The 24,240-nt window shown below is 61.0% G+C and carries 27 protein-coding genes; 11 read left to right on the forward strand and 16 right to left on the reverse strand.

What is annotated here, in order from left to right; translation table 11 throughout:
* Nucleotides 1-3: 3 nt before the first annotated feature.
* From modB to BLT00_RS16670, 3 genes are all read right to left on the reverse strand, one after another.
* Nucleotides 4-684, reverse strand: a complete 681-nt coding sequence (gene modB, locus BLT00_RS16660; protein ID WP_063320611.1) for a molybdate ABC transporter permease subunit — start codon at nt 682-684, stop codon at nt 4-6.
* A gap of 1 nt (nt 685) precedes the next feature.
* Complete coding sequence (gene modA, locus BLT00_RS16665; protein ID WP_092144668.1) at nt 686-1,438, reverse strand: molybdate ABC transporter substrate-binding protein; 753 nt, start codon at nt 1,436-1,438, stop codon at nt 686-688.
* Between the two features lie 110 nt (nt 1,439-1,548).
* A complete protein-coding gene (locus BLT00_RS16670) occupies nt 1,549-2,622 on the reverse strand; it encodes an NAD(P)H-dependent flavin oxidoreductase (protein WP_092144669.1) in 1,074 nt (357 codons plus the stop codon).
* Between the two features lie 149 nt (nt 2,623-2,771).
* Between BLT00_RS16670 and BLT00_RS16675 the strand changes: the two genes are divergently transcribed.
* Nucleotides 2,772-3,260, forward strand: a complete 489-nt coding sequence (locus tag BLT00_RS16675; protein ID WP_063320614.1) for a GyrI-like domain-containing protein — start codon at nt 2,772-2,774, stop codon at nt 3,258-3,260.
* On the opposite strand, the gene ada is transcribed toward BLT00_RS16675, so the two are convergent.
* The 5 genes from ada to BLT00_RS16700 form a co-directional block, all read right to left on the reverse strand.
* Complete coding sequence (gene ada, locus BLT00_RS16680) at nt 3,224-4,297, reverse strand: bifunctional DNA-binding transcriptional regulator/O6-methylguanine-DNA methyltransferase Ada (RefSeq protein WP_092144670.1); 1,074 nt, start codon at nt 4,295-4,297, stop codon at nt 3,224-3,226. The two genes, BLT00_RS16675 and ada, sit on opposite strands and share 37 nt — an antisense overlap.
* An 88-nt stretch (nt 4,298-4,385) precedes the next feature.
* Nucleotides 4,386-5,066 carry a DNA oxidative demethylase AlkB gene (alkB, locus tag BLT00_RS16685; RefSeq protein ID WP_371856945.1) on the reverse strand — a complete coding sequence of 227 codons (681 nt, stop codon included), beginning with the start codon at nt 5,064-5,066 and terminating at the stop codon, nt 4,386-4,388.
* Nucleotides 5,053-5,781 (reverse strand): 2OG-Fe(II) oxygenase, encoded by a 729-nt coding sequence (locus tag BLT00_RS16690; RefSeq protein WP_092144671.1) that lies wholly within the window; start codon nt 5,779-5,781, stop codon nt 5,053-5,055. Before BLT00_RS16690 ends, alkB begins: the two co-directional genes overlap by 14 nt.
* Nucleotides 5,782-6,082: 301 nt before the next feature.
* Nucleotides 6,083-6,253, reverse strand: a complete 171-nt coding sequence (locus BLT00_RS31905; RefSeq protein WP_092144672.1) for a hypothetical protein — start codon at nt 6,251-6,253, stop codon at nt 6,083-6,085.
* A 30-nt stretch (nt 6,254-6,283) separates the two neighbouring features.
* Nucleotides 6,284-6,586 (reverse strand): DUF1883 domain-containing protein, encoded by a 303-nt coding sequence (locus BLT00_RS16700; RefSeq protein ID WP_003182962.1) that lies wholly within the window; start codon nt 6,584-6,586, stop codon nt 6,284-6,286.
* Nucleotides 6,587-6,789: 203 nt separating this feature from the next.
* Here BLT00_RS16700 and BLT00_RS16705 point away from each other — a divergent pair, with 203 nt between their 5' ends.
* A complete protein-coding gene (locus tag BLT00_RS16705; protein ID WP_003203007.1) occupies nt 6,790-7,140 on the forward strand; it encodes a hypothetical protein in 351 nt (116 codons plus the stop codon).
* 109 nt (nt 7,141-7,249) lie between these two features.
* Nucleotides 7,250-7,480 carry a hypothetical protein gene (locus tag BLT00_RS16710; RefSeq protein ID WP_072348699.1) on the forward strand — a complete coding sequence of 77 codons (231 nt, stop codon included), beginning with the start codon at nt 7,250-7,252 and terminating at the stop codon, nt 7,478-7,480.
* Here the strand turns inward: BLT00_RS16710 and BLT00_RS16715 are convergent, their stop codons facing one another.
* Both BLT00_RS16715 and BLT00_RS16720 read right to left on the reverse strand, forming a co-directional pair.
* Nucleotides 7,481-7,762, reverse strand: coding sequence for a hypothetical protein (locus tag BLT00_RS16715; protein WP_063320618.1), 282 nt, complete (start codon nt 7,760-7,762; stop codon nt 7,481-7,483).
* 126 nt (nt 7,763-7,888) lie between these two features.
* Nucleotides 7,889-8,104: a hypothetical protein gene (locus BLT00_RS16720; RefSeq protein WP_063320619.1), complete on the reverse strand. Its 216-nt coding sequence runs from the start codon at nt 8,102-8,104 to the stop codon at nt 7,889-7,891.
* A 234-nt stretch (nt 8,105-8,338) separates the two neighbouring features.
* On the opposite strand from BLT00_RS16720, the gene galU reads away from it, so the two are divergent.
* The 4 genes from galU (at nt 8,339) to ahpF (ending at nt 13,344) form a co-directional block, all read left to right on the forward strand.
* On the forward strand, nt 8,339-9,178 hold the full coding sequence (galU, locus tag BLT00_RS16725) for a UTP--glucose-1-phosphate uridylyltransferase GalU (protein ID WP_003182953.1): 840 nt from the start codon (nt 8,339-8,341) through the stop codon (nt 9,176-9,178).
* A 381-nt stretch (nt 9,179-9,559) separates the two neighbouring features.
* On the forward strand, nt 9,560-10,918 hold the full coding sequence (gene gorA / locus BLT00_RS16730) for a glutathione-disulfide reductase (protein ID WP_092144673.1): 1,359 nt from the start codon (nt 9,560-9,562) through the stop codon (nt 10,916-10,918).
* Nucleotides 10,919-11,092: 174 nt separating this feature from the next.
* Nucleotides 11,093-11,656: an alkyl hydroperoxide reductase subunit C gene (gene ahpC / locus BLT00_RS16735; RefSeq protein WP_063320621.1), complete on the forward strand. Its 564-nt coding sequence runs from the start codon at nt 11,093-11,095 to the stop codon at nt 11,654-11,656.
* A gap of 125 nt (nt 11,657-11,781) precedes the next feature.
* Complete coding sequence (ahpF, locus tag BLT00_RS16740) at nt 11,782-13,344, forward strand: alkyl hydroperoxide reductase subunit F (protein WP_092144674.1); 1,563 nt, start codon at nt 11,782-11,784, stop codon at nt 13,342-13,344.
* Nucleotides 13,345-13,431: 87 nt separating this feature from the next.
* Here ahpF and gloA read toward each other — a convergent pair whose 3' ends face one another.
* Nucleotides 13,432-13,953, reverse strand: coding sequence for a lactoylglutathione lyase (gene gloA, locus BLT00_RS16745; protein WP_063320623.1), 522 nt, complete (start codon nt 13,951-13,953; stop codon nt 13,432-13,434).
* 194 nt (nt 13,954-14,147) lie between these two features.
* Here gloA and BLT00_RS16750 point away from each other — a divergent pair, with 194 nt between their 5' ends.
* Nucleotides 14,148-14,675, forward strand: coding sequence for a DUF4946 domain-containing protein (locus BLT00_RS16750; RefSeq protein WP_063320624.1), 528 nt, complete (start codon nt 14,148-14,150; stop codon nt 14,673-14,675).
* A 110-nt stretch (nt 14,676-14,785) separates the two neighbouring features.
* On the opposite strand, the gene BLT00_RS16755 is transcribed toward BLT00_RS16750, so the two are convergent.
* The 3 genes from BLT00_RS16755 to BLT00_RS16765 form a co-directional block, all read right to left on the reverse strand.
* The gene (locus BLT00_RS16755) at nt 14,786-15,151 is read right to left on the reverse strand and encodes a histone-like nucleoid-structuring protein, MvaT/MvaU family (protein WP_003202992.1); all 366 of its coding nucleotides are present in this window, start codon (nt 15,149-15,151) and stop codon (nt 14,786-14,788) included.
* Between the two features lie 211 nt (nt 15,152-15,362).
* The gene (locus BLT00_RS16760) at nt 15,363-16,907 is read right to left on the reverse strand and encodes an EAL domain-containing protein (protein ID WP_092144675.1); all 1,545 of its coding nucleotides are present in this window, start codon (nt 16,905-16,907) and stop codon (nt 15,363-15,365) included.
* A 106-nt stretch (nt 16,908-17,013) separates the two neighbouring features.
* Nucleotides 17,014-17,877 carry a LysR family transcriptional regulator gene (locus BLT00_RS16765; protein ID WP_063320626.1) on the reverse strand — a complete coding sequence of 288 codons (864 nt, stop codon included), beginning with the start codon at nt 17,875-17,877 and terminating at the stop codon, nt 17,014-17,016.
* A gap of 220 nt (nt 17,878-18,097) precedes the next feature.
* On the opposite strand from BLT00_RS16765, the gene BLT00_RS16770 reads away from it, so the two are divergent.
* Nucleotides 18,098-19,042: a DMT family transporter gene (locus BLT00_RS16770; protein WP_092144677.1), complete on the forward strand. Its 945-nt coding sequence runs from the start codon at nt 18,098-18,100 to the stop codon at nt 19,040-19,042.
* A gap of 250 nt (nt 19,043-19,292) precedes the next feature.
* The gene (gene hppD, locus BLT00_RS16775) at nt 19,293-20,369 is read left to right on the forward strand and encodes a 4-hydroxyphenylpyruvate dioxygenase (RefSeq protein ID WP_003202983.1); all 1,077 of its coding nucleotides are present in this window, start codon (nt 19,293-19,295) and stop codon (nt 20,367-20,369) included.
* 114 nt (nt 20,370-20,483) lie between these two features.
* Here the strand turns inward: hppD and rarD are convergent, their stop codons facing one another.
* Both rarD and BLT00_RS16785 read right to left on the reverse strand, forming a co-directional pair.
* Nucleotides 20,484-21,368: an EamA family transporter RarD gene (gene rarD / locus BLT00_RS16780; RefSeq protein ID WP_063320628.1), complete on the reverse strand. Its 885-nt coding sequence runs from the start codon at nt 21,366-21,368 to the stop codon at nt 20,484-20,486.
* 159 nt (nt 21,369-21,527) lie between these two features.
* Nucleotides 21,528-22,541 (reverse strand): aldo/keto reductase, encoded by a 1,014-nt coding sequence (locus BLT00_RS16785; protein WP_092144679.1) that lies wholly within the window; start codon nt 22,539-22,541, stop codon nt 21,528-21,530.
* A 285-nt stretch (nt 22,542-22,826) separates the two neighbouring features.
* Here BLT00_RS16785 and BLT00_RS16790 point away from each other — a divergent pair, with 285 nt between their 5' ends.
* Complete coding sequence (locus tag BLT00_RS16790) at nt 22,827-23,963, forward strand: glycerate kinase (RefSeq protein WP_092144681.1); 1,137 nt, start codon at nt 22,827-22,829, stop codon at nt 23,961-23,963.
* Nucleotides 23,964-24,240 lie beyond the last annotated feature (277 nt).

Below are 24,240 nucleotides of genomic sequence, written 5' to 3' on the forward strand. Positions count from 1 at the left end.
CGATCAACTCCAACCGGCACGGGTTCGGCGGCTGGAATACAGCGCCAGCAGCACCAGGAATGAAAACACCAGCATCGCCGCTGCCAGCCAGTGGGCCTGGGCGTATTCCAAGGCTTCGACATGGTCGTAGATCTGCACCGACACCACCCGGGTTTTCTCCGGAATGTTGCCGCCGATCATCAGCACCACGCCGAATTCGCCGACGGTGTGGGCAAAGCCGAGAATCGCCGCGGTGATGAAGCCGGGGCGGGCCAGGGGCAGGATGACGCTGAAAAACGTATCCCAAGGCCCGGCCCGCAGGGTAGCGGCGACTTCCAAGGGGCGACTGCCGATGGCGGCAAAGGCGTTCTGCAACGGCTGCACCACAAACGGCATGGAGTAGATCACCGAGCCGATCACCAGCCCGGTGAAGCTGAAGGTGAGGGTGCCCAGCCCGAGGGCCTGGGTGAATTGGCCGATCCAGCCGTGCGGCCCCAACGCCAGCAACAGGTAGAAGCCGATCACCGTGGGTGGCAACACCAATGGCAATGCCACCACCGCGCCCACCGGCCCGCGCAGCCACGAGCGGGTGCGCGACAGCCATAAAGCGATGGGCGTGCCGATGAGCAGCAGGATCACCGTGGTCAAGGACGCCAGTTTGAGGGTCAGCCAGATGGCGGCATAGTCGGCGCTGGTCAGGGGCATTTTAGCGATGGTAACCGTAGGCTTGGACGATGGCGGCGGCTTTCGGGCCCTTGAGGTAATCCACCAGGGCCGCGGCGGCGGGGTTGTCCCGGCCTTTGGTGAGGATCACTGCGTCCTGTTTGATCGGGTCGTGCAGTTCGGCCGGGACGATCCATGCCGAGCCGCCTGTCACTCTGCCGTCCTTGTACACCTGGGACAAGGCGACGAAACCGAGTTCGGCGTTACCGGTGGAGACGAACTGATAGGCCTGGGTGATGTTCTGGCCTTCGACGAGCTTGCCTTTCACCTGCGCGGTCAAGCCGAGCTTGTCCAGCACCTGGGTCGCGGCGAGGCCGTAGGGTGCTGCTTTCGGGTTGGCAATGGACAGGTGCTGGAAGTCGTTGTGCTTGAGGACCTGCCCCGTGCCATCGACATAACCCTCTTTGGCTGACCACAGCGCCAGGGTGCCGACGGCGTAGGTGAAGCGCGAGCCCTTGACGGTGTCGCCCTCGCTCTCGAGTCTGGCCGGGGTGGTGTCGTCGGCGGCGAGGAAAACTTCGAATGGCGCGCCGTTCTTGATCTGCGTGTAGAACTGCCCGGTGGCGCCGTAAGCCGCCACCAATTTATGCCCGGTGTCTTTTTCGAAGTCGGCGGCGATGGCCTGGATCGGTGCGGTGAAATTGGCGGCGACCGCCACCTGCACCTCTGCGGCCTGGACGGCGCCAATAGTCAGGAACGGGATCAACAGCAACGGCGCGAAGCGGGTGAGGCGCATAGGTGAGGCTCCGAGGGCAGGTTCGCTATATACCGGAATATATAGCGAATGGCCGACAAACGGAACGTGGCATTTTGCCTGGGGAGCGAGGGAGCAAGCGATGACGGCTGTCAGGACCGCCCACGATTGTTGAATCGGGCCAATGCCTCTTCAGCCAACCGCCGGGTCAACTCGGCGCTCGACAGTTCGCGGCCCAGGGGAAACGCCTGGCCGGCCCACAGGTTGCTGAAGTCCGCTTCATCCTTGGCGCGCAGCGGCATCAACGCGCCGCCCGCCAGGGGAAAGGCCGGTGCGAGCGGGCTCATCGGGCCCACTTCGCGCATCACCCGGTTGACGATGCCTCGGGCCGGGCGCCCAGTGAACAGGTTGGTAACAGCGGTCTGGCTTTCCTTGGCCGTGCGCAACGCGCGGTGATGGGAAGCGCTGATCTTCGCCTCGGGGGTGAACAGATAGGCGCTGCCCAGTTGCACCGCCGAGGCGCCCAGGGCGAACGCCGCGACGATCCCCCGTGCATCGCCAATGCCGCCGGTGGCGATCACCGGCACCTTCACCGCATCCACTACCTGCGGCAGCAAGGCAAACAGCCCGACTTGGGTGTTGAGGTCGTCGCTGAGGAACATTCCGCGATGACCACCGGCTTCGTAACCCATGGCAATGATCGCATCGCAACCATGCTGTTCCAGCCAGATGGCCTCCTCGACGGTAGTGGCCGAGGAAAGGATTTTCGCGCCAGTGGCCTTCACCCGATCCAGCAAGGATTTTTCCGGCAGGCCGAAATGAAAACTGACCACTTTGGGACGCATCTCTTCCAACACCTGGCAGGCGGCATCATCGAAGGGGGTGCGGTTGGACACCGGGGTCGGCGCGTCGAAGTCGACGCTCAGTTCCTGGTAGTACGGCTTGAGCCGTTGCTTCCAGGCCGCGGCCCGCTGTTCGTCGAAGGCCGGGGGCTGGTGACAGAAAAAATTCACGTTGAACGGCTTGTCGGTTTGCTCGCCGATGGTCGTCAGCGCCTGGCGCAGTTGTTCGACATCGAGCATCGCCGCCGGCATCGAACCCAGCCCGCCGGCATTGCACGTCGCGACCACCATGGCCGGCCCGGTCACCCCGGCCAGCGGCCCCTGAATGATGGGCAGCTCGATACCGAGCAGGTCAAGAATGCGAGTGTCTGGCCACTGGCTCATGGGCGGGGTCTCCGACGGCAGAAGGAAACAGCGGTTTTAGCAGGTGTGGACCGGCGAGGGCCAGTCGAGTTTTTCAATCGAGCGCTGCAACTTGATCCCGACGGTGGGAGGGTTACCATGCGGGCTTCATACATCAAGGAGCCCGATCCATGGACGTGAAACTCAAGACCGTCGAACCCTTCACCGTGGCCGGCCTGCAGGTGCGCACCCGCAACACCGACGAGCAGCAGCCCGGCACCGCCCGAATCGGCCCGATGTGGCAGCAGTTCTTCAACGAAGGGCTGTTCGACACGATTCCGGCCCGGCAGTCGGAGTCGTTCGTCTACGGGGTGTATTCCAATTACGAATCCGACGCCACCGGCCACTTCGATGTGACGGCCGGGGTGCAGGTGGATGCGACCAGCGCAGGCTATCCCGCCGTGGACATCGAGGGCGGCGACTACCTGGTGTTTTCGGCCAAGGGGCCGATGCCCGATTGCGTGATCCAGACCTGGGGCCTGATCTGGGCGTACTTCGCGGATAACCCGCAGACATTGCGCCGTTTCACCACCGATTTCGAGGTCTACAGCGGCCCCGACTCGGTGGCGATCTACATCGGCATTCAATCCCCGGATGAGCGCTCCAGCGCCAGCAACTGACGCTTGCGTTCCACGCCCCAGCGATAGCCCGACAGGTTGCCGTCGCTGCGTACCACCCGATGGCAAGGGATCGCCACCGCCAGGCTGTTGGCGCCGCAGGCCTGGGCCACGGCGCGCACGGCCTTGGGCATGCCGATGCGCTGGGCGATCTCGGCATAGCTGGCGGTGCTGCCTGCGGGAATGTCCCGCAAGGCTTGCCAGACCCGCTCCTGGAAGGCAGTGCCGCGCAGGTCCAAGGGCAGGTCCAAGCCTAGGGCCGGTGCTTCGATGAAGCCAACCACCTGGGCGATCAACTGCTCGAACTCGCGGTCGGCGCCGATCAGGTTGGCCCGGCGGAACTTGTCTTGCAGGTCGCGCACCAACGCGTCCGGGTCGTCCCCCAGCAGGATCGCGCACACGCCACGCGCGCTTTGCGCCACCAGGATTGCCCCGAGGGAGCATTGGCCGACGGCGAAACGAATGTCGGTGTTCTGCCCGGCGGCGCGGTAGTCGGCGGGTTTCATGCCCAACACTTTGTCGGCTGCTTCATAGAAGCGGCTGTTGGAATTGAAACCGGCGTCGTACAGCGCCTCGGTGATTGTGCCGCCATCGGCCAGGCGTTCGCGCACCTTGCGTGAGCGGTGGGCGGCGGCATAACCCTTGGGGGTCAGGCCGGTGACAGCCTTGAAGACCCGATGAAAATGGAAGGGGCTCAAGCCTGCGCTTTCTGCCAGCTGATTCAGGCCAGGCAGTTGCTCGGCCGCCTCGATTTGCCGGCAAGCGGCGGCAACCCGTGCCGCTTGTTGGGCGGCGATCTGGGTCTGGTCCCGGGCTACGCGCTTGCTGGGCCGATAACCGGCGGCCTGGGCCTGTTCCGGCGTGTCGAAGAACTCGACGTTGCGCGGGTTGGGCAGGCGCGACAGGCTGCTGGGGTGGCAATAGATGCCAGTGGTTTTTACGCCATAGACGAAGGTGCCGTCGGCGCGTGGATCCCGGGCGAGCACGGCGGCCCAGCGCGGATCCAGTTCAGGGGCGAGATGATTCGAAGTGCTGTTCATGGTCGTTATGTCCATTGGCCCGTTTTGGCTACAGTAGCGAGCCTGGGGAGCGGCGACACTCCGGGTCTTGCGGTTGAATTCTGCACCTTCATCCGGCGGTGCGAAACGTCAGGTTGATGCGCTGGGCGCCCAGGCGCGGATGCTCTCCCGCCTTGAGCGGCAGCACGCCGTGGTAACGCAACCGGTCCGTGCCACCCCAAACCACGATGTCACCATGGAACAGTGGCACACGCAGGCTTTTGTCGCTGCGCTCGAACCCGCCGAACTGAAACATTGCCGGCAGGCCCAGGGACATCGAGACGATAGGGGCGCTGAGTTGGCGTTCGTTTTTATCTTGATGCAACGACATCCGTGCGCCGGGCACGTAGCGGTTGATCAGGCAGGAGTCCGGCTCGAAATGCTCGAACCGTGCCTGCCGGGCGGCGGCCTGGGCCAGTTCACGAAACACCGCCGGCATGGCGGGCCAGGGGTGGCCGGTCTGAGGATCAACGGCGCTATAGCGATAGCCGCTGCGGTCGGTGGTCCAGCCCAGCGTGCCACAACTGCTCAAGGCCACCGACATGGTAAAGCCGCCAGGTGTGACCATCTGCCGGAACGGCGCGGCCTGCAACACGGTTTCCAGGGCCGGCAGCAAACGGTCGAGCCAGGGCAGGGCAAAGCCACGCAACACGAACGATTGCGGGCCAATCTGTTCGACCTGGCCGGGCGTTGTCGGCGTCTCGTCGGCGAACAGGTCGAGGGTGATCGGGTTGTCGTCATTGCGCATCATGAAAAATGATTCCCAAGGTGTGCCGCCTACCGTCGTGCACGCGGCTGACGCCATGGCGCATGTTCACTCGATAATAACCGCGAACGCCTTTGACGGGCCGCTGATGCACCGCGAACACCACTGCGTCACCCTGTTTCAGATCGATGACCTGCGGCCGCGACTGCATGCGCGGACGTTGTTCGGTCAGCACGAACTCGCCCCCGGTAAAGTCCTGGCCCGGTGCCGACAGCAGGATCGCGACCTGCAGCGGGAACACCTGCTCGCCGTACAGATCCTGGTGCAGGCAGTTGTAGTCCTGGGGGCCGTATTGCAGCAACAATGGCGTCGGGCGTTGCTGCCCGGCGGCATGGCAGCGCTGGATGAAATCGGCATGCCGGTCGGGATAGCGCACCTCTAGGCCCATGCACGCGTTCCAGCGGTTGGCCAGCGGTACCAGCAGCGGATACAACGACTGACGCAGTTGCTGGACGAGGTCAGGCAGCGGGTAACGAAAATACTGATACTCGCCGCGCCCGAATCCATGGCGGGCCATGATCACCCGCGAACGAAAAAGCCCGCTCTCTGCGTACAGACCACTGAGCATTCGACATTGCGTGGCGGGCAGCAGGTTGTGGATGAGCGCGCTGCCGTCCTGCTCGAGACCGTGTTCCAGGGCCGACCAATCCAGTTGATTTATTCGTTGGGTCAGTGAGGGCAGATGCGGGGGAGTGGGCATGATGACAATCCTTGGTGCAAAGGATTGGTCAGTCTGGAGGGTGTTTCGTTGGTCAGCACTCCGGTTCTTGCGATGCATCAATGTCCTGAGTCACTCCCGTCAGCAGGCACGACAGATCCCCTGTGGCGAGGGAGCTTGCTCCCGCTCGACTGCGCAGCAGTCGTAAAACCTGCCAGCGCGGTCTGCCTGCAAGAATGCACCAGGCAATTGGGGCGGCTTCGCCGCCCAGCGGGAGCAAGCTCCCTCGCCACAAAAGCATCGTGCCCGCCCTGGTGCCACAAACATTTATCAGGGTGAGTCTTTACAGCGCCTTGCTGACACTGACGTCGCTGATCACATCGTCGGTTTCGCCATGCAGCTTTTGCAACGCGGCTCGGGCTTCTTCCTCGGTGCCGGTTTCCAGTTGCGCGAATTCGAAGCGGCGTTCGTCGTTGAGCTTGTACTTGATGACGTATTTGGTCGTCTGGGCCACGGTTTTGCCTGTCTTGAAAGTGGGCGAGGCTCAGCTCAGCTTCGAGCTGGAACGCCGGATGATTTTGATCTTGTGGGTCAGGGTCGGCTTGCGCGTGACGCTGATTGCACGGCGGTTGACGGTGTCGATGGTGATGTTCCAGAAACCGGTGCTAGGGGCAGTGATCCGGGCCGGGAAAGTGTCGAACGCGCCGCCGTGATACGTGTGCCGACCGCCGTTCTTGAAACTACGGAAGTTGGCGTCGTTCATCAAACGGATGTTGCACATTTGGGAGCATTCGATGACGACAATGTCGTCTTCGTTCAGGTGCTCGCGCTGGTGGATGAATTTCATGGGCGCCTCCAGAAGGGCTTTTTCTACAAAATCAAAACGATAGCAAGGGGCAATGATGCGCAGTTTATCAGCCCCGAGTGTTAATATCCGGCCCGCGCTCCAGGCTTTGTTCATTTATTGCAGGTTGCGGGAAAAATAAAGCTGTGTGGCACCGGAGAAAAACGGGGCCTGCACTGTCGGAGGATCTTTATCGGAGGAATCATATGAAGCGCAGCGTGTGGGTGTTGGCATTGGCCATGAGTGGATGTGCATCGGTATCGGACATCAACCAGACGCCCCCCACCATGAGCGTCATCTCCGGAAAGAAACCTCACGAATATGCCAAGTGTGTTTCCGACAAACTGGCCAAAAGCCGTGGTCCGCTGCAAGTGGAGCCACACAAGAATGGTGTTCGACTGATCGTCCCGGGCAAACTGTCGACCCTGCCGGCGGCGGTGTTTGATATTGACGAGCGCTCCAGCGGCAGCAGCATCAAGCTGCACGAAAGCATGTCCAATGTACCGGTGCGTCCGGGCGACGTGCAGGATGCGGCCAACGCCTGCATTTCCGGCTGATCACATTCCGCGCCTGACGAGCGGACCGGGCATCGGATAAACTACTGCCCTCGACAAAAGATGCCGCCACGGTTCACGTTGGCGGCATTGTCATTTATGGAGCCAGTCGATGAAACGCGAGCAGGTGCGCGAGCGCCATGCAGAAGGTCTTATCTGTGCCACCCACGTGATCCAGAACCCGGCGAGCCCGGGCGAATGGATCGTGTTCTTCAAGAAAAGCGCCGGGCGCAGTTTTTTCCTGGTGGATGACCAGGACGAAGTGGAGTCCTTCAGCCGTCTTGATGAACTGATCGAAACCTTGCGCGGGCTGGGCATCAAGTTTGCCGAGATCCACATTTGATTACTTGCAGACCACCACGACACTGCGGCTGGTGAAGTTACCGACGTCGACGCCCAGGGTCTTCTCGCTTTCCTTGGCCTGGGGTGTGCCGTCGGTGCCGACGATGCGGTAGCCGGTGCCGGCACAGGACGCGTCAGCCTTTTCGTAGCACGTCGCCCAGGAGTTGGCCTCGCCCGAGCAGTCGATGGCCAAGCCTTGCTCGCCGTTATCGAGATAGGTTTTTTCGGCCGAGGCACAGCCCGCCAGGGCCAGGACTGTAAACAGTGCCAGAAGTGTCTTCATGGGATCGTCATCGAGAAGGGAAGGGCAACGGCGAGATTATAGCGAATGGCCATTGCGGTACAGCTAAAGTACAGCTGAACCAGCCTCGTTCAATGCCCGGGTGGCATCTACTAGAGGCTCGTCTGGTTATTTCTTGCGGCGGGGGCTGCGTGCGGGAGCGGTGTCGCGTTCTTTCGCCGCCGGGGCAGCGCGCTCATCCTGGAATACCGCGGCCACTTCCACCGCCATGGCCTTGCTGGGCAAGGGACCGGCGACCTGCTCGCCGTGGTAGTTGATAATCCACCACTGGCCGTCCTTGCCCTGGCTGACCGAATAGCCGTTTGCGTTTCTTGTTACCGACATCTAGCTGCCTCATTGGCGTGATCAAGGGCGCCATGATACGTCAAATGCTCGCAAACAGCGCCTACTGGCGTACAGTGGGTCCGCTGCAGCCATCGAAACGAAAGGCGATTGAACTATCCGCCGTTTTTTATTTCTCTATGATGGCACCGGTTGGCCAGTGCGGGCATTGTAAGGTGCCCGTCGCCTGATTAGACTGCGCCGAAACTCGTACACACCGCCTTTTCAAGGACTTATATGATCAAGAAATGCTTGTTCCCAGCAGCCGGTTACGGTACTCGCTTCCTGCCAGCGACTAAAGCCATGCCCAAAGAAATGCTGCCGGTGGTGAACAAGCCACTGATCCAGTACGGCGTCGAAGAAGCCCTCGATGCGGGCCTGACGGAAATTTCCATCGTCACCGGCCGCGGCAAACGCGCCCTGGAAGACCATTTCGACATCAGCTACGAGCTGGAGAATCAGATCAAGGGCACCGACAAGGAAAAATACCTGGTCGGTATCCGCAAACTGCTGGATGAGTGCTCGTTCTCCTACACCCGCCAGACTGAAATGAAAGGCCTGGGTCACGCGATCCTGACCGGCCGCCCACTGATCGGTGACGAACCGTTTGCCGTGGTCCTGGCGGACGACCTGTGCGTCAACCTCGAAGGCGACGGCGTACTGACGCAGATGGTCAAGCTGTACAAGCAGTTCCGCTGTTCCATCGTGGCGATCCAGGAAGTCGATCCGCAGGAAACCAACAAGTACGGCGTGATTGCTGGCGAAATGATCCGTGACGACATCTACCGCGTTCACAGCATGGTTGAAAAACCAAAACCTGAAGACGCACCGTCGAACCTGGCGATCATCGGTCGCTACATCCTGACCCCGGACATCTTCGACCTGATCGAACAGACCGAGCCAGGCAAGGGCGGCGAAATCCAGATCACCGACGCCCTGATGAAACAGGCCCAGAACGGCTGTGTCATGGCCTACAAGTTCAAAGGCAAGCGTTTCGACTGCGGTGGCGCCGAAGGCTACATCGACGCGACCAACTTCTGCTTCGAGAACTTCTACAAGACCGGCAAGGCTTACTGATAGCCTGCGCCGCGCCTTGAAAAACGCCCCGACTGGTTCGGGGCGTTTTTTTTTGGAAAATCACCAGGCAGTTCAAGCCCGATAGGCACACAGAACCCTGTGGCGAGGGGATTTATCCCCGTTGGGCTGCGCAGCAGCCCCAACATCCGGATGCGATCAGCCTGATACACCGCCGTTGCAGGCTTTAGGACTGCTGCGCAGCCCAACGGGGATAAATCCCCTCGCCACAAGTGGGTGAGGCAGGCCTTGGTTCGTCGCTCAGCCACAAGAAGGTGGTCGCGAAGTCCGGCTGGCTTTTTCACTTTCCGCCCCCATAACCATCGCAACGCTGCCTCAGGCGAAAACAGCAGGTATGCTGATGACCTGCCGAAGGAGATAGAAATGGCCTACGATTTTGACTTGTATGTGATTGGCGCCGGTTCCGGCGGTGTGCGGGCTGCACGGTTTGCCGCCGGTTTCGGCGCCAAGGTGGCTGTGGCGGAGAGCCGCTACCTGGGCGGGACCTGCGTGAACGTGGGCTGCGTGCCGAAAAAACTGCTGGTCTACGGCGCGCACTACGCCGAGGACTTCGAGCAGGCGTCGGCCTATGGCTGGACGGCGGGCGAGGCAAGTTTCGACTGGGCCACGCTGATCGCCAACAAGGACCGGGAAATCAATCGCCTCAACGGGATTTATCGCAACCTGCTGGTCAACAGCGGCGTCGTACTGCACGAAGGCCACGCCAGGATCACCGGGCCCCATGAGGTCGAGATCAACGGCCAGCGCTACACCGCCAAACACATCCTGGTCGCCACGGGTGGGTGGCCGGTGATCCCGGACATTCCGGGGCGCGAGCATGCCATCAGCTCCAACGAAGCGTTCTTTCTCAAGGAACTGCCCAAGCGCGTCATCGTCGTGGGCGGCGGCTACATCGCGGTGGAGTTCGCCGGGGTTTTCCACGGCATGGGCGCGCAGACATCGTTGCTATATCGCGGCGGACTGTTCCTGCGCGGCTTTGACGGTGCGGTGCGCAAGCACCTGGCAGAAGAACTGACCCGCCGTGGCCTGGATCTGCAATTCGACGCTGACATCAAATGCATCGAAAAACTGGACGATGGCAGCCTGAGGGTCGAGCTCAAGAATGGCCAAACGCTGCTCACCGATTGCGTGTTCTACGCCACCGGCCGGCGGCCGATGCTCGATAATCTTGGCTTGGAGAACACCGCTGTCACGGTGGACGAGAAAGGGTTTGTCCAGGTCAACGAAAAATACGAGACCACCGAGCCATCGATCCTGGCCATTGGCGATGTGATCGGTCGTGTCCAGCTCACGCCCGTGGCCCTGGCCGAGGGCATGGCGGTTGCGCGACGTCTGTTCAAGCCCGAGCAATATCGCCTGGTGGATTACCGGATGATCCCCACCGCCGTGTTCAGCCTGCCGAATATCGGCACGGTTGGCCTGACGGAAGAGCAGGCCCGGGAAGAAGGCCATGAGGTGCAGATTTTCGAAAGCCGCTTCCGGCCGATGAAACTGAGCTTGACCGAATGCCAGGAGCGCACGCTGATGAAACTGGTGGTGGATGCCCGGACTGACAAGGTGCTGGGTTGCCACATGGTCGGGCCGGATGCCGGGGAAATCGTCCAGGGCCTGGCCATTGCGCTCAAGGCTGGCGCCACCAAGCGTGACTTCGACGAAACCATCGGCGTGCATCCGACAGCTGCCGAAGAATTCGTGACGATGCGTACGCCCGTCGCCTCCTGATCACCGGACGAACATATGGCGGGCGAGCCGGCTCGCCATATTAAGTTTTCTTCTATCTATTTAGCTGCTGATAGCCAAAACCAATCATTCACATCAGGTTTGCCAATGAGCCAGCCTGGCGATGAGTGGTTAAGATCCTCTCCATCAACTTTCAACCCTGACGGAGAAACATCGATGCCTATCATCAACAGCCAAGTTAAACCGTTCAACGCTACCGCCTTCAAAAATGGCGAATTCGTCGAAGTATCGGACGCCAACCTGAAAGGCAAGTGGTCTGTCGTGTTCTTCTACCCAGCCGACTTCACCTTCGTTTGCCCAACCGAGCTGGAAGACCTGGCCGACAACTACGCCGAATTCAAGAAGCTGGGCGTCGAAATCTACAGCGTTTCCACCGACACTCACTTCGCCCACGCCGCCTGGCACAACACTTCGCCAGCCATCGGCAAGATCCAGTACACCATGATCGGCGACCCGACCCACGTCATCTCCCGCAACTTCGACGTGCTGATCGAAGAAGTCGGCCTGGCTGACCGCGGTACTTTCGTGATCAACCCAGAAGGCCAGATCAAGATCGTCGAGATCAACGACGGTGGTGTCGGCCGTGACGCTTCCGAGCTGTTGCGCAAGGTCAAGGCCGCCCAGTACGTCGCCGCTCACCCGGGCGAAGTCTGCCCAGCCAAGTGGAAAGAAGGCGAGGCCACCCTGGCGCCGTCCCTGGACCTGGTCGGCAAGATCTAAGACCGTGAGTCCCTTGAGGGCGGTCATCCGCACCTAAGCAAGCTGCACCGCCCACAAAAAAACGCCCGGGCGAGATTCGCTCGGGCGTTGTTTTTTCTGAAATTCAAAAAATGGAAATCGCCCGTATGTTGGACGCCAATCTTAAAGCTCAGTTGAAGTCATACCTGGAACGGGTCACCCAGCCGATCGAGATCGTCGCTTCCCTCGATGACGGTGCGAAATCCCAGGAAATGCTTGCGTTACTCAAAGACGTTGCCAGTCTTTGCGACCAGATTACTTTGCTCGACAACGGCACCGATGCGCGCAAGCCTTCGTTTTCGTTGAATCGCCCGGGTGCCGATATCAGCCTGCGTTTTGCCGGCATCCCCATGGGCCACGAATTCACTTCGCTGGTGCTGGCCTTGCTGCAAGTCGGCGGTCACCCATCGAAGGCCAGTGTCGACGTCATCGAACAGATCCGCTCCCTCAAGGGCGAGTTCAACTTCGAGACCTATTTCTCGCTGTCGTGCCAGAACTGCCCGGACGTGGTCCAGGCACTGAACCTGATGGCGGTGCTGAACCCGAACATTCGCCACGTCGCCATCGACGGCGCGCTGTTCCAGGCCGAGGTCGATGAACGGCAGATCATGGCCGTGCCGAGCATCTACCTGAACGGCGTGAACTTTGGCCAGGGCCGCATGGGCCTGGAAGAGATTCTTGCCAAGATCGACACCAGCGGTATCGAGCGCCAGGCCGAGAAGATCAGCGCCAAGGATGCGTTCGATGTGCTGGTGGTGGGCGGTGGCCCGGCCGGTGCTTCGGCGGCGATCTATGCGGCCCGTAAAGGCATTCGCACCGGTGTGGCGGCCGAGCGTTTCGGCGGGCAGGTGCTCGACACCATGGCCATCGAGAACTTCATCTCGGTCCAGGAAACCGAAGGGCCGAAACTGGCCGTCGCCCTGGAAGAACACGTCAAGCAGTACGACGTGGACATCATGAACCTGCAACGTGCCGACGCCTTGGTGCCAGGCAAGGCCGGCATGTTGCATGAAATCAAGTTCGCCAGCGGTGCGAGCCTCAAGGCCAAGACCGTGATCCTGGCGACTGGTGCCCGCTGGCGTGAAATGAACGTGCCGGGCGAGCAGCAGTATCGCAACAAGGGCGTGGCGTACTGCCCGCACTGCGACGGTCCGCTGTTCAAAGGCAAGCGCGTGGCGGTGATCGGCGGTGGTAACTCCGGTGTCGAGGCGGCCATCGACCTGGCCGGTATCGTCGCCCACGTCACCTTGCTGGAGTTCGATGTGCAATTGCGTGCCGACGCGGTATTGCAGCGCAAGCTGCACAGCCTGCCGAACGTGACGGTGATTACCAATGCCCAAACCACCGAAGTGACTGGAGACGGTCAGAAGGTCAATGGCTTGCGCTACAAGGACCGTCCGAGCGGTGACGTGCGGGATGTGGAGCTGGAGGGGATCTTCGTGCAGATCGGCTTGTTGCCCAACACCGATTGGCTCAAAGGCACCGTCGAGCTGTCGCCGCGGGGTGAGATTATCGTCGATGCCCGGGGTGAAACCTCGATCCCTGGCGTGTTCGCCGCCGGTGACGTGACCACCGTGCCGTACAAGCAGATCGTGATTGCCGTAGGCGAGGGCGCCAAGGCTTCGCTGAGTGCCTTCGACCACCTGATCCGCACCTCCGCGCCGGCATAAGCAGCCGAAAGCGGCAAGACAAAACCCCATGGGCCTGGCTCATGGGGTTTTTTATCGGCCCTTATTTTGCGGGAGCGGTGGTGAGGTTTACAGCGGTGCAGGCTGGATGATTTCCACCCAGTAGCCATCCGGGTCCTTGATGAACGCCAGGCTTTTCATGCGACCGTCGTTCAGGCGTTTCTGGAAATCGCAGCCCAATGCTTCGAAGCGCTCGCAGGCGGCGGCGACGTCGGGTACCGAGATGCAGATGTGGCCGAAGCCGCGTGGGTCGGTGTTGCCGTTATGGTAGGCGAAAGCCGGGTCGCTTTCGGTGCCATGGTTGTGGGTCAGTTCCAGGATGCCAGGGATCGACTTCATCCATTCGGTCCGCGCCGCTGCGTCCGCCGGGATCTGGTTCTTGTCCACCAGCGCCAGGAAATACAGGCTGAATTCGGCTTCCGGGAAGTCGCGTTTTTCCACCAGCGAGAAACCCAGCACGCGGGTGTAGAAATCCAGGGACTTGGTGATGTCCTTGACGCGCAACATGGTGTGGTTGAAGACGAACTTGGCCGTGGCAGCGTCGGGTTGGGCGGTGACGCCAGGGAAAGTGTTGAGTTCGTGCAGGCTCATGGGCCCTCCGGATATAAGTGGGGCAAACGGCGTCGCACGCTTGGTTGCGACGGTTCCTGGGCTTGCGTCAGACGGCTTCCTTGCAGGTGCGAGCATGATACGCAAGGGATGCGGTGTCGCCAAACCGTGTGTGGCTATTGCCTGCTTCTGTCTCGGGCTTCAGACTTTACGATTCGCCCTTGAGTGCCAACGCAATGATTCGACCGTTCCTTTCGCTGTTTGTCCTGCTGTTTGCCTGCATTGCGAGTGTCGGCGGCGTCCAGGCGGACGAACCGCAGATCGCCTGGCCCCAAGGCTGGGTTGTCGAGCCTCTGCCCGCCGACGCCGCGGCACCGGGCCCCTTGCGACAACGTGCAACCAAGAGCGATTCGGCAGGCAATGCCGTGATGGTCATGGAATTGACCACGACTACCATCGAACCCGATCACCAGGTCAACTTGCAAGGCGTGTTGCTGGAAATGCGCAAATCGATCCAGAAGGATTTCTTCCAGGGCGGTTACCAAAGTGTGTGCAATAAAATCCATGCTTCCATGTTGGGCGGCGTAACTGCGTTGGAAACCACTTGTACGATCACGCAAAACGGACGACATGTATTGTCTCAGGCACTCGTCGCGGCACTAAATGAGGGCAAGGCTTATGTGCTGTCCTATGCAGGGCAGGCGCAGGTGTTTGTTGAAAGCCAGGATGAAATACAGTCGGTGCGAAACAGTTTGAAACTATAACGCCGTCAGCGTAGTACGCTCGGAATTTAATCCAAAAGTTTAGCCCATAAAAAAGCCCTGAGTGTATTCAGGGCTTTTTTGCATCATGGACGCTGTCAACCGCGCCCGTGTCAACCACGCAACCAAGAGTCGACGGTAGCTGCACCGTACTGTTCTTTCCAGGCTTTCAGGCCGCGGTGATTGCCGCCCTTGGTCTCGATCAACTCACCGGTGTGCGGGTTCTGGTAAACCTTTACCACTCGCGCACGGCGGGTCTTGATGGGTTTGGTCGATTGCAGGCTTGCCTTGGACGGGTTCGGGTCGAGGATCGCGACGATGTCGCGCAGGCTCTTGCCGTAGGTTTTCATCAGTCCCTGGAGCTTTTCCTCGAATTCGATTTCCTTCTTGAGCCCGGCATCGTTCTTCAGCGATTCCAACTGCTTGAGCTGTTCTTGAAGGGCCTTTTCGGCTGCACGAAATTCAGCGAGTCTGGACAAAATCGTTACTCCAATCAAAATATTTGGCTGATACCAACCGCAAACAAAGCTATAAGCCGAGCGCCTTGGTGTTAATGACTCTCCTGCTATCTGGCACAGGTAGAAAAATTGTAGTAGTTAATCCGTAAAGTGTAAATCGTAACTTTTTCGTTATGTAACAACAGCAAAAGCTTTTATCAGTTGGGCATCGTCGTCAATAGATCGGCGGCGGTTAACTGCCATTAAGCCCGGTCAAGGTCTCAATGAACGCCTGTCCGCTAATCGGTCGACCAAATAGATAACCCTGTAGAAAGTTCACCCCATGGGCGCTCAGGTAGTCGCTTTGCTCGACGGTTTCGACCCCCTCGGCCACCATGTCCAGGCCCAGCTTGCCCGACAGTTCGATGATGCTGTCGAGCAGGTGCCGTGACAGAGTATCGGCACCGATCATCGCGACAAAACTCTGGTCGATCTTCAAGAAGTCCACATTGAATTGACGCAAGTACGCCAGGCTGGAATGACCCGTACCGAAATCGTCGAGGGCGATCTTGACGCCCAGCTCCCGCAGTTGGTCGAACAGTTGCCGGGTAACGGGCGTAGGTTCGATCAACTCGCGCTCGGTCAACTCCAGCACCAGGGCAATCGTACCCGGCGCGAAGGCGGCGAGAAATTCGCGACAATCGTCCACCAGCGCCAGATCCTGGCAGTGGCGGGCGGTGATGTTGATGCCAACATGAAACGGCGCTTCCAGTTGAGGCGCCAGCGGTTCCAGCAGGCGCATGGTCTGCTGCATCAGCGCCCGGGTCATCGGTACGATCAGGCCGCTGTGTTCGGCGAAGGGAATGAACAGGTCCGGGCGAACCAGGCCTTCCTTGGGGTGGTTCCAGCGCATCAGCACTTCGACGCCGGCCCAGCGTTTGCTGTCGCTGTGTACGACCGGTTGCAGATAGGGCACGAACTCGCCGGCTTCCAGGGCCCGTTGCAGTTCACGACTGGGCGAGGAGGCGCGTTTTTGCAGCCAGTGTCCGAGGGTCCCGGCCACGACGCCGAAGAAGATCAGCAAGCTGAACAGCGGCGGATATTCCCTGGCCATGTAGCGCCAGGTTTCACCCTCGTCGAAGCCGGCTTCTACATTGAAGGCGTAGCGCGATGACCCCAGCTCATGCTGGGCGACCGGCAGCCCGGGCATGGGCGCTGGCCGGACCTTGCCGTCCGCCGCCAGCCAGTTCGGCCCGACTTGCAGCCGTAGCCGGGTCTGGCGGCCGATCAAGCGCAAGACGTTCGTCAGGTGGTACCCGTCAAGCGTGGCCAAGGCGCCTTGATGGCCCTCGTTGAGCCGGTAAATCAGCAGCGCGGTGTTCGGCGTGACCGGGTTGCCGTCCATGAGCCACAAGCTGCCTTGATGGTAGTCGCTCGGGTTGACGCGTTCCTCGAAGGCACCGAACAGCGAGCTGCAATACAGGTTGTTGTCCCAGATAAGGTTGGTCGAACGGACAAAGGGCCGGCGCGTCACTTGTTCGCGTAATGCCAGCTTCACCGCTTCGCAGGGCTGGCCGGCCAGGGGTAATAGTTCATGGGCCGCCAGGGCCGTGTTGTCGAGCATCAGTTCGATCTGCCTGACCAGTTCCTCGGCAGTCTGCCGGGTGTGTTGCGCCAGCGTCCGTTCGGCCTGCATGTACAAAATGGCCAGCCCTGACAGCATCGGTACCAGGCCGCAAAGCAGGGTGACGAGCGCGCGACGGGGCCGGGTGTGCGAGCGTGTGGCGGTCAAGGGCATCGGCACAACCTGAGAAGAAAAGGGATGAGGGGGAATCGTCGGATGCCGTCCATGATAGATGGCTTGCCGAGCGCTTGCTGACCGCAGCGTGACTGTGGGAGCGGGCTCATGACTGTCGGGCCAGCTCGATGAACGCCAGGGTGGCGGGCGAGGCCTGGCGGCTGTCCAGGACTGCCAGGCCAATCTGACGCGGCACTCGTGGGGACAAGGGGCGGGCAACGTAACCGGGATTTCCATCGTCCGGCAACGACCCCTCGGACACCACGCTCACCGCCTCACCGCGCCTGACTATATCCAGGGTGCTGAGCAGTTGCGAACAACGAAAACGCACATTCGGGGTCAGCCGGGCGGCATTGAACAGGCGCGAAACCAGTTCCGACGATCCGGCCTCGGTGTGCACGAAGGGGTCGTTGCACAGGTCCTTGAGGCTCAGGCTGGCCTGGGCGGTGAGGGGATGGTTTGTGGGCAGCAGGGCGACCATCTGATCTTCCATCAGCATGAACGTATCGAAACGCTCCTCGGGCAGCACCACGAAGCCGACGTCGATCCGCCGTTCGTCCAGCCATTGGAGGACCTGCCTGTCGGGCCCTTCATCGATGTGCACTTCGATGCCCGGGTGCAAGTCTCGATAGCGCCGCAGGATACCGGGCAACAGTTTCATCGATGACGTCGGCCCGAACGAGCCGATGCGCAAGGTGCCTCGGCGCATGCCTCGGGCATCGGCGGCTTCCTGGCGCAAGGTGTTGGCCAGCCCGAGCATGGCCCGGGCCCGCAGCAGCAATTGCTGACCAATGTCGCTGAGTTCCACCTGGGATTGATGACGCCTGAGCAATTCCACGCCCAATTCTTGTTCCAGGGACTTGATGGCGTGGGACACCGCTGACTGGCCGATGCCCAGACGCGTTGCCGCCGCCGTGAACCCCCGCAGCTCGGCGACCAGGGAGAAGATTTCGAGTTGGGTGAGGGTCATGAGGGTTTGCTCATTTTACGATGATTAAGCATGAGGCAAACAATGCGACATCTCAACCGTGCACGGAACCGCGGTCCAGGCTTTTCTGTGGCGAGGGAGCTTGCTCCCGCTGGGCTGCGAAGCAGCCCTCCGGGCCAAATCAGCAGGGGCCCGCTGCGCGGTCCAGCGGGAGCAAGCTCCCTCGCCACGGATGTCCGATTGATCTCAATGTGGTGAAACCATGAAAACCCTCGAACAAACCCTCCCAACCCCGTCAGACCTGCCGGTCTACCTGAAGCTCGCCATGGTCACCATGATCTGGGGCGGGACCTTCGTCGCCGGCCGGATCCTTTCCGATGCCTTGGCGCCGATGTTTGCCGCCAGCCTGCGTTTCCTGTTGGCAAGTATCGCGCTGCTGGCATTTCTCGCCCTGGCCGGGATCCCGCTGGCCAGGCCCAGTGTGAAGCAGGGGCTGCACTTGGCCGCGCTGGGGTTCTTCGGCATCTTTTTCTACAACCTGTGCTTCTTCTATGGCTTGCAGTACATCAACGCGTCGCGGGCTTCGCTGATCGTGGCCTTGAACCCAGCGGTGATCGGGCTGGCGTCCTGGTGGTTGTTCAAGGAGCGGCTGAGCCGCTTGAAAGTGGCGGGCATCGTGCTCTGCATCGGTGGGGCGGGGCTGGTAATCGTCAGTCGTGATCCGTCCTTGTTGCAAGGCGCCGCGCAGGGTTGGATCGGCGACCTGCTGATTTTTGGTTGCGTGCTGGGCTGGGGCATCTATTCGCTGTTTTCCAGGCGCTTGAATGACAGCCTCGGCCCCTTGCAGACCGTGACCTGGTCGATTCTGCTGGGCACGCTGATGTTGTGGCTGGCCTGCGCGGCGGCGGGCGAGATTCGTGTCGAAGCCCTGCGCGCGCTGGATTTGGAGCAATGGCTGAGCCTGTTGTACCTCGGCGTGCTGGGCTCGGCCTTGGCCTATATCGCCTGGTATGACGGCATTCGCCGGATCGGTGCGACCCGTTCCGGGGTGTTCATCGCGCTCAACCCGTTGACGGCGGTGCTGTTGGGGGCGCTGCTGCTGGACGAACGGCTCACGGCCTTGATGTGTGTCGGCGGGGGCGTGATTCTGGTGGGCATTTTCCTGTGCAACAAACCCCTTGCGCGGGCGAAGGAAAAGGCGATTTGATACAGAAGGCGGACAAACCAGGTTACGCTGTGTAGAATCGAGTTACGCATATAAGAATAACGTCTTCTGGCAGCAGAAGCCTCGCCCGCAAGAGCCTTGGGTCGACAATGAAGATACTTGGGTTTCAACTGATCTATGGCGATTTCCTCGCCCGCAGCGTTCGTGGCATTTCCTGCGCGCCGCCCCGTGTCCTCAGCATCGCCAGCAACTAACGTTTTTTGTTAATTGACCCGACTGATGAGGCGCCGACATGGCAGATCTATACGAAAACCCCATGGGCCTGATGGGCTTCGAATTTATCGAATTCGCATCCCCGACCCCCAATACCCTGGAGCCGATCTTCGAGATCATGGGCTTCACCAAAGTGGCCACCCACCGCTCCAAGGACGTGCACCTGTATCGCCAGGGCGCGATCAACCTGATCCTCAACAACGAACCCCACAGCGTGGCGTCATACTTTGCCGCCGAGCATGGTCCGTCGGTGTGCGGCATGGCGTTCCGGGTCAAGGATTCGCAAAAGGCCTACAAACGTGCCCTGGAACTCGGCGCCCAGCCGATCCACATCGAGACCGGCCCGATGGAGCTGAACCTGCCGGCGATCAAAGGCATCGGCGGTGCGCCGCTGTACCTGATCGACCGTTTTGGCGAAGGCAGCTCGATCTATGACATCGACTTTGTGTTCATCGAGGGCGTTGACCGCAACCCAGTGGGCGCGGGCTTGAAAATCATCGACCACCTGACCCACAACGTGTATCGCGGGCGCATGGCCTACTGGGCCGGCTTCTACGAGAAGCTGTTCAACTTCCGCGAGATCCGTTACTTCGACATCAAGGGCGAATACACCGGCCTGACCTCCAAGGCCATGACCGCCCCGGATGGCATGATCCGTATCCCGTTGAACGAAGAATCGTCCAAGGGCGCCGGACAGATCGAAGAGTTCCTGATGCAGTTCAATGGCGAAGGCATCCAGCACGTGGCTTTCCTCACCGATGACCTGGTCAAGACCTGGGATCACCTGAAAAGCATTGGCATGCGCTTCATGACCGCGCCGCCGGACACTTACTACGAAATGCTCGAAGGCCGCCTGCCGAACCACGGCGAACCGGTGGATGAACTGCAATCGCGAGGCATTCTGCTGGACGGTGCTTCCGAGCAGGGCGACAAGCGCCTGTTGTTGCAGATCTTCTCGGAAACCCTGATGGGGCCGGTGTTCTTCGAGTTCATCCAGCGCAAGGGCGATGATGGTTTCGGCGAAGGCAACTTCAAGGCGCTGTTCGAATCCATCGAGCGCGACCAGGTGCGCCGTGGAGTGCTGGCGACCGAGTAAGGCCTGAGTGCAAAAAAGCCCGCCCGGCAGTGATGCCAGGCGGGCTTTTTATTGCCGATACAAATCCAAACTGTGGGAGCGAGCTTGCTCGCTCCCACAGGGCAGGCGGTGACCTTAAGTCCGGCGCTGCTGCCGCACCAAGTGCTTGAACCCTTCGAACACCAGCACCGCCACCGCCATCCAGATCGGGATATAGGTCAGCCATTCACCGGCCTTGATGCTTTCACCCAACAGCAGCGCAACGCCCAGCAGCAACACCGGCTCAACATAACTCAACAGCCCGAACAGGCTGAACGGCAGCAATCGACTGGCGACGATGTAGGACACCAGCGCGCTGGCGCTGATCACCCCGAGCACCGGGATCAGAAGCGACAGCCATGGGTATTGATCGAAAACGTCGAGGCCCTGTTCACCGCTTTGCACGAACCACAGTGCAACGGGGAGCATCAGGGTCATGTCCAGCCAGAGTCCACCCAGGTTGTCGGTCTTGATGCGTTTGCGCAGGATGAAATAGATCGGGTAGCCAATCACCACCAGCAAGGTTGCCCAGGAAAAACCACCCACCTGGTACAACTCGTTGAACACGCCCAGGGTGGCGAAGAACACGGCGACTTTCTGCAGGTAGGAAAGGCGTTCGCCATAGACGATGCGTCCGGTCAGGACCATCGACAGCGGCAACAGGAAGTACCCCAGCGACACGTCCAGGCTGTAGCCATTGAGCGGCGCCCACATGAACAGCCACAGTTGCGCGCCCATCAGTGCCGACGAGGCTATTGCTGCGATCAACAGCCGTGGCGTGGCGATCAGGCGTTGGATCAGCGCCGTGACCAGTTTCCATTCCCGCGTCACCAGCATGAACGCGGTCATGCACGGCATCGTCAGCAGCATGCGCCAGCCGAAGATCTCCACGCCGGTCAGCGGTGAGAGCAACGAGGTGTAGTAGTACATGACGGCGAACAGCGCGGAGGCCGAGACCGATAGAGCGATGCCTTTGGACACTGAGGCCTCTTATTTTGATGGGAACACTGTTGTGGTGACGAGAGTAGTTGTGGCGAGGGAGCTTGCTCCCGCTCGGCTGCGAAGCGGCCGCAACTGAAGGGTCCGCTGCGCGGCCCAGCGGGAGCAAGCTCCCTCGCCACGTTCTTGTTCGATGAACGATTATGACGTACGCGGTACTCGCCCCGGCACGAAATGACTCACATCATTGAACCCCGGCGTCGACGCATGCCCCGGCGTCACCAGCGAATCGATGAACGCTTCATCTTCCGCGCTGATCTTCACCGATTGCGCCTTGGTGTACGAATCCCACTGCTCCTCGGTGCGCGGCCCGACGATGGCCGAGGTCACGGCGTTGTTGTTCAGCACCCAGGCGATGGCGAACTCGACGATGCCCACGCCGCGGCCTTGGGTGTATTGCAGGATCTGCTGGGCAATACGCAGGGACTCGACCCGCCACTCGGTTTCCAGGATGCGTTTGTCTTGACGGCCCGCACGGCTGTTGGCGTCCGGCGCCACGTCCGGCGCGTACTTGCCGCTGAGCACGCCTCGGGCCAGGGGGCTGAACGGCACCACGCCGAGGCCGTAGTGCTGCGCCGCAGTGATCTGTTCGGTTTCGGCCTGGCGGTTGACGATGTTGTACAGCGGTTGGCTGATCACCGGCCGGTCGATGCCCAGGCTGTCGGCGATCCGGATCACTTCGGCGATGCGCCAGCCACGGTAGTTCGACAGGCCCCAGTAGCGAATCTTGCCTTGGCGAATCAAGTCGCCGATGGCCGACACGGTGACGTGCAGCGGCGTGTTGTGGTCTTCGCGGTGCAGGTAATAGATGTCCAGGTAATCGGTGCCCAGGCGCGTCAGGCTGGCCTCGATGCCATTGAACAGGTGCTTGCGGCTCAGGCCGCTGCGGTTGGGCATGCCGTCCGGCGGGCCGAAGCCGACCTTGGTGGCCAGCACCCATTCCTGGCGATGACGGGCGATCGCCTCGCCGACGATTTCCTCGGAGCGACCATTGGTGTAGACGTCCGCGGTGTCGATGAAATTGATGCCCTGGTCCCAGGCCTTGTCGATGATCCGCAGCGAATCCTCGGTGCTGGTCTGTTCGCCGAACATCATCGTGCCCAGGGTCAGCGTCGAGACTTGCAACCCGGAATGGCCTAGCGTGCGGTAGCTCATGACAAGATCCTTTCATCCATGGGGAAAGGCCCAATCAAACCCCAGAACCACCGCACGGATCAAACAGAATTCTCAAACACCCTCCAAATCAGCTGTGGGAGCTGCGGAACTACCTCTGTGGGAGCGAGCCTGCTGGCGATGAGGCCGGCAGCTTCAACCTGAATCTTCCTGGAAAACCGGTATTTGTGAATTTGAACAATAATGCCCGCTGCCTTTTGTGCAGCGGACCGGCATCATGGCGGCGGTCAACTGGCAGCATGCTGTGCATCGGAACCGGAGAATAATATGAAAATAGTCATCGCCCCCGACTCGTTCAAGGACAGCCTCAGTGCCCAGGGCGTCGCCGATGCCATCGCCCAGGGGCTGGCCGAGGTCTGGCCGGATGCGCAGTTGATCAAATGTCCGATGGCGGACGGCGGGGAGGGCACGGTGGAGTCGGTGTTGGCGGCCTGTCATGGTGAGTGGCGCCACACCCGGGTCCGCGGTCCGTTGGGTGTCGCTGTCGAGGCGCGCTGGGGCTGGTTGGCCGAGAGCCGCACCGCGATCATCGAAATGGCCGAAGCCAGTGGCTTGCAACTGGTGCCGCCGGGGCAACGCGACGCCTGCTCCAGCAGCACCTACGGCACCGGCGAGCTGATTCGCGCGGCCCTCGATGAGGGCGCTGGCCGGGTCATCCTGGCGATCGGCGGCAGTGCCACCAACGACGCCGGGGCGGGTGCGATGCAGGCCCTGGGCGTGGTGTTGCTGGATGACCAGGGCCAACCCCTTCCTCCCGGTGGCCTGGCCTTGGTGAACCTGTCGCACATCGACCTGAGTGAACTCGACCCACGCCTGGCCCGGGTCAGCTTCGAGATCGCTGCCGATGTCGATAACCCGCTGTGCGGCCCCCATGGCGCGTCCGTGGTTTTCGGTCCGCAGAAGGGCGCCTCGGCGTCTCAAGTGCAGGCACTGGACCGGGCCCTGGGGCATTTCGCCGAACACTGCGCGCGGGCGCTGAACAAGGATGTGCGCGACGAGCCGGGCAGCGGCGCCGCCGGTGGCCTGGGGTTCGCGGCCAAGGCGTTCCTGGGTGCGCAGTTTCGTACCGGCGTGGACGTTGTCGCCCAGTTGACCGGGCTGGCCGAGGCGGTCAACGGCGCCGATCTGGTGATGACCGGCGAAGGCCGTTTCGATGCCCAGACCCTGCGCGGCAAAACCCCCTTCGGCGTGGCCCGCATCGCCCGCCAGCACGGTGTACCGGTGGTGGTCATTGCCGGCACGTTGGGGGAGGGTTACCAGGCGCTGTATGAACACGGCATCGACGCCGCCTTCGCCCTGGCCAGCGGACCGATGACCTTGCAGCAAGCCTGCACCGACGCCCCGCGCCTGCTGAGCGAGCGTGCCCGGGACATTGCACGGCTTTGGCGGGTGGCGCATCGATAAAGTGGTCGAACACTGTACCCGTGGCGAGGGAGCTTGCTCCCGTTGGGCCGCGAAGCGGCGCCGAAACCATCCACCGCAATGTGCAAGGTTGACCACGTTCGATTTGGGCTGCTGCGCAACCCAGCGGGAGCAAGCTCCCTCGCCACAAAAAAGCATTGGGAAATATTTTTTTACACACCCTGCACAAATCCTAAAGCCCAGCCGATAACGGATTAAGCGTGTATCCCCATAACTCCAATCAGTGCGCTTGCCAGCATGGACGCTCGACCCAACATTT

The organism is Pseudomonas sp. NFACC51 (assembly GCF_900103575.1).
Taxonomy (GTDB): domain Bacteria; phylum Pseudomonadota; class Gammaproteobacteria; order Pseudomonadales; family Pseudomonadaceae; genus Aquipseudomonas; species Aquipseudomonas fluorescens_Q.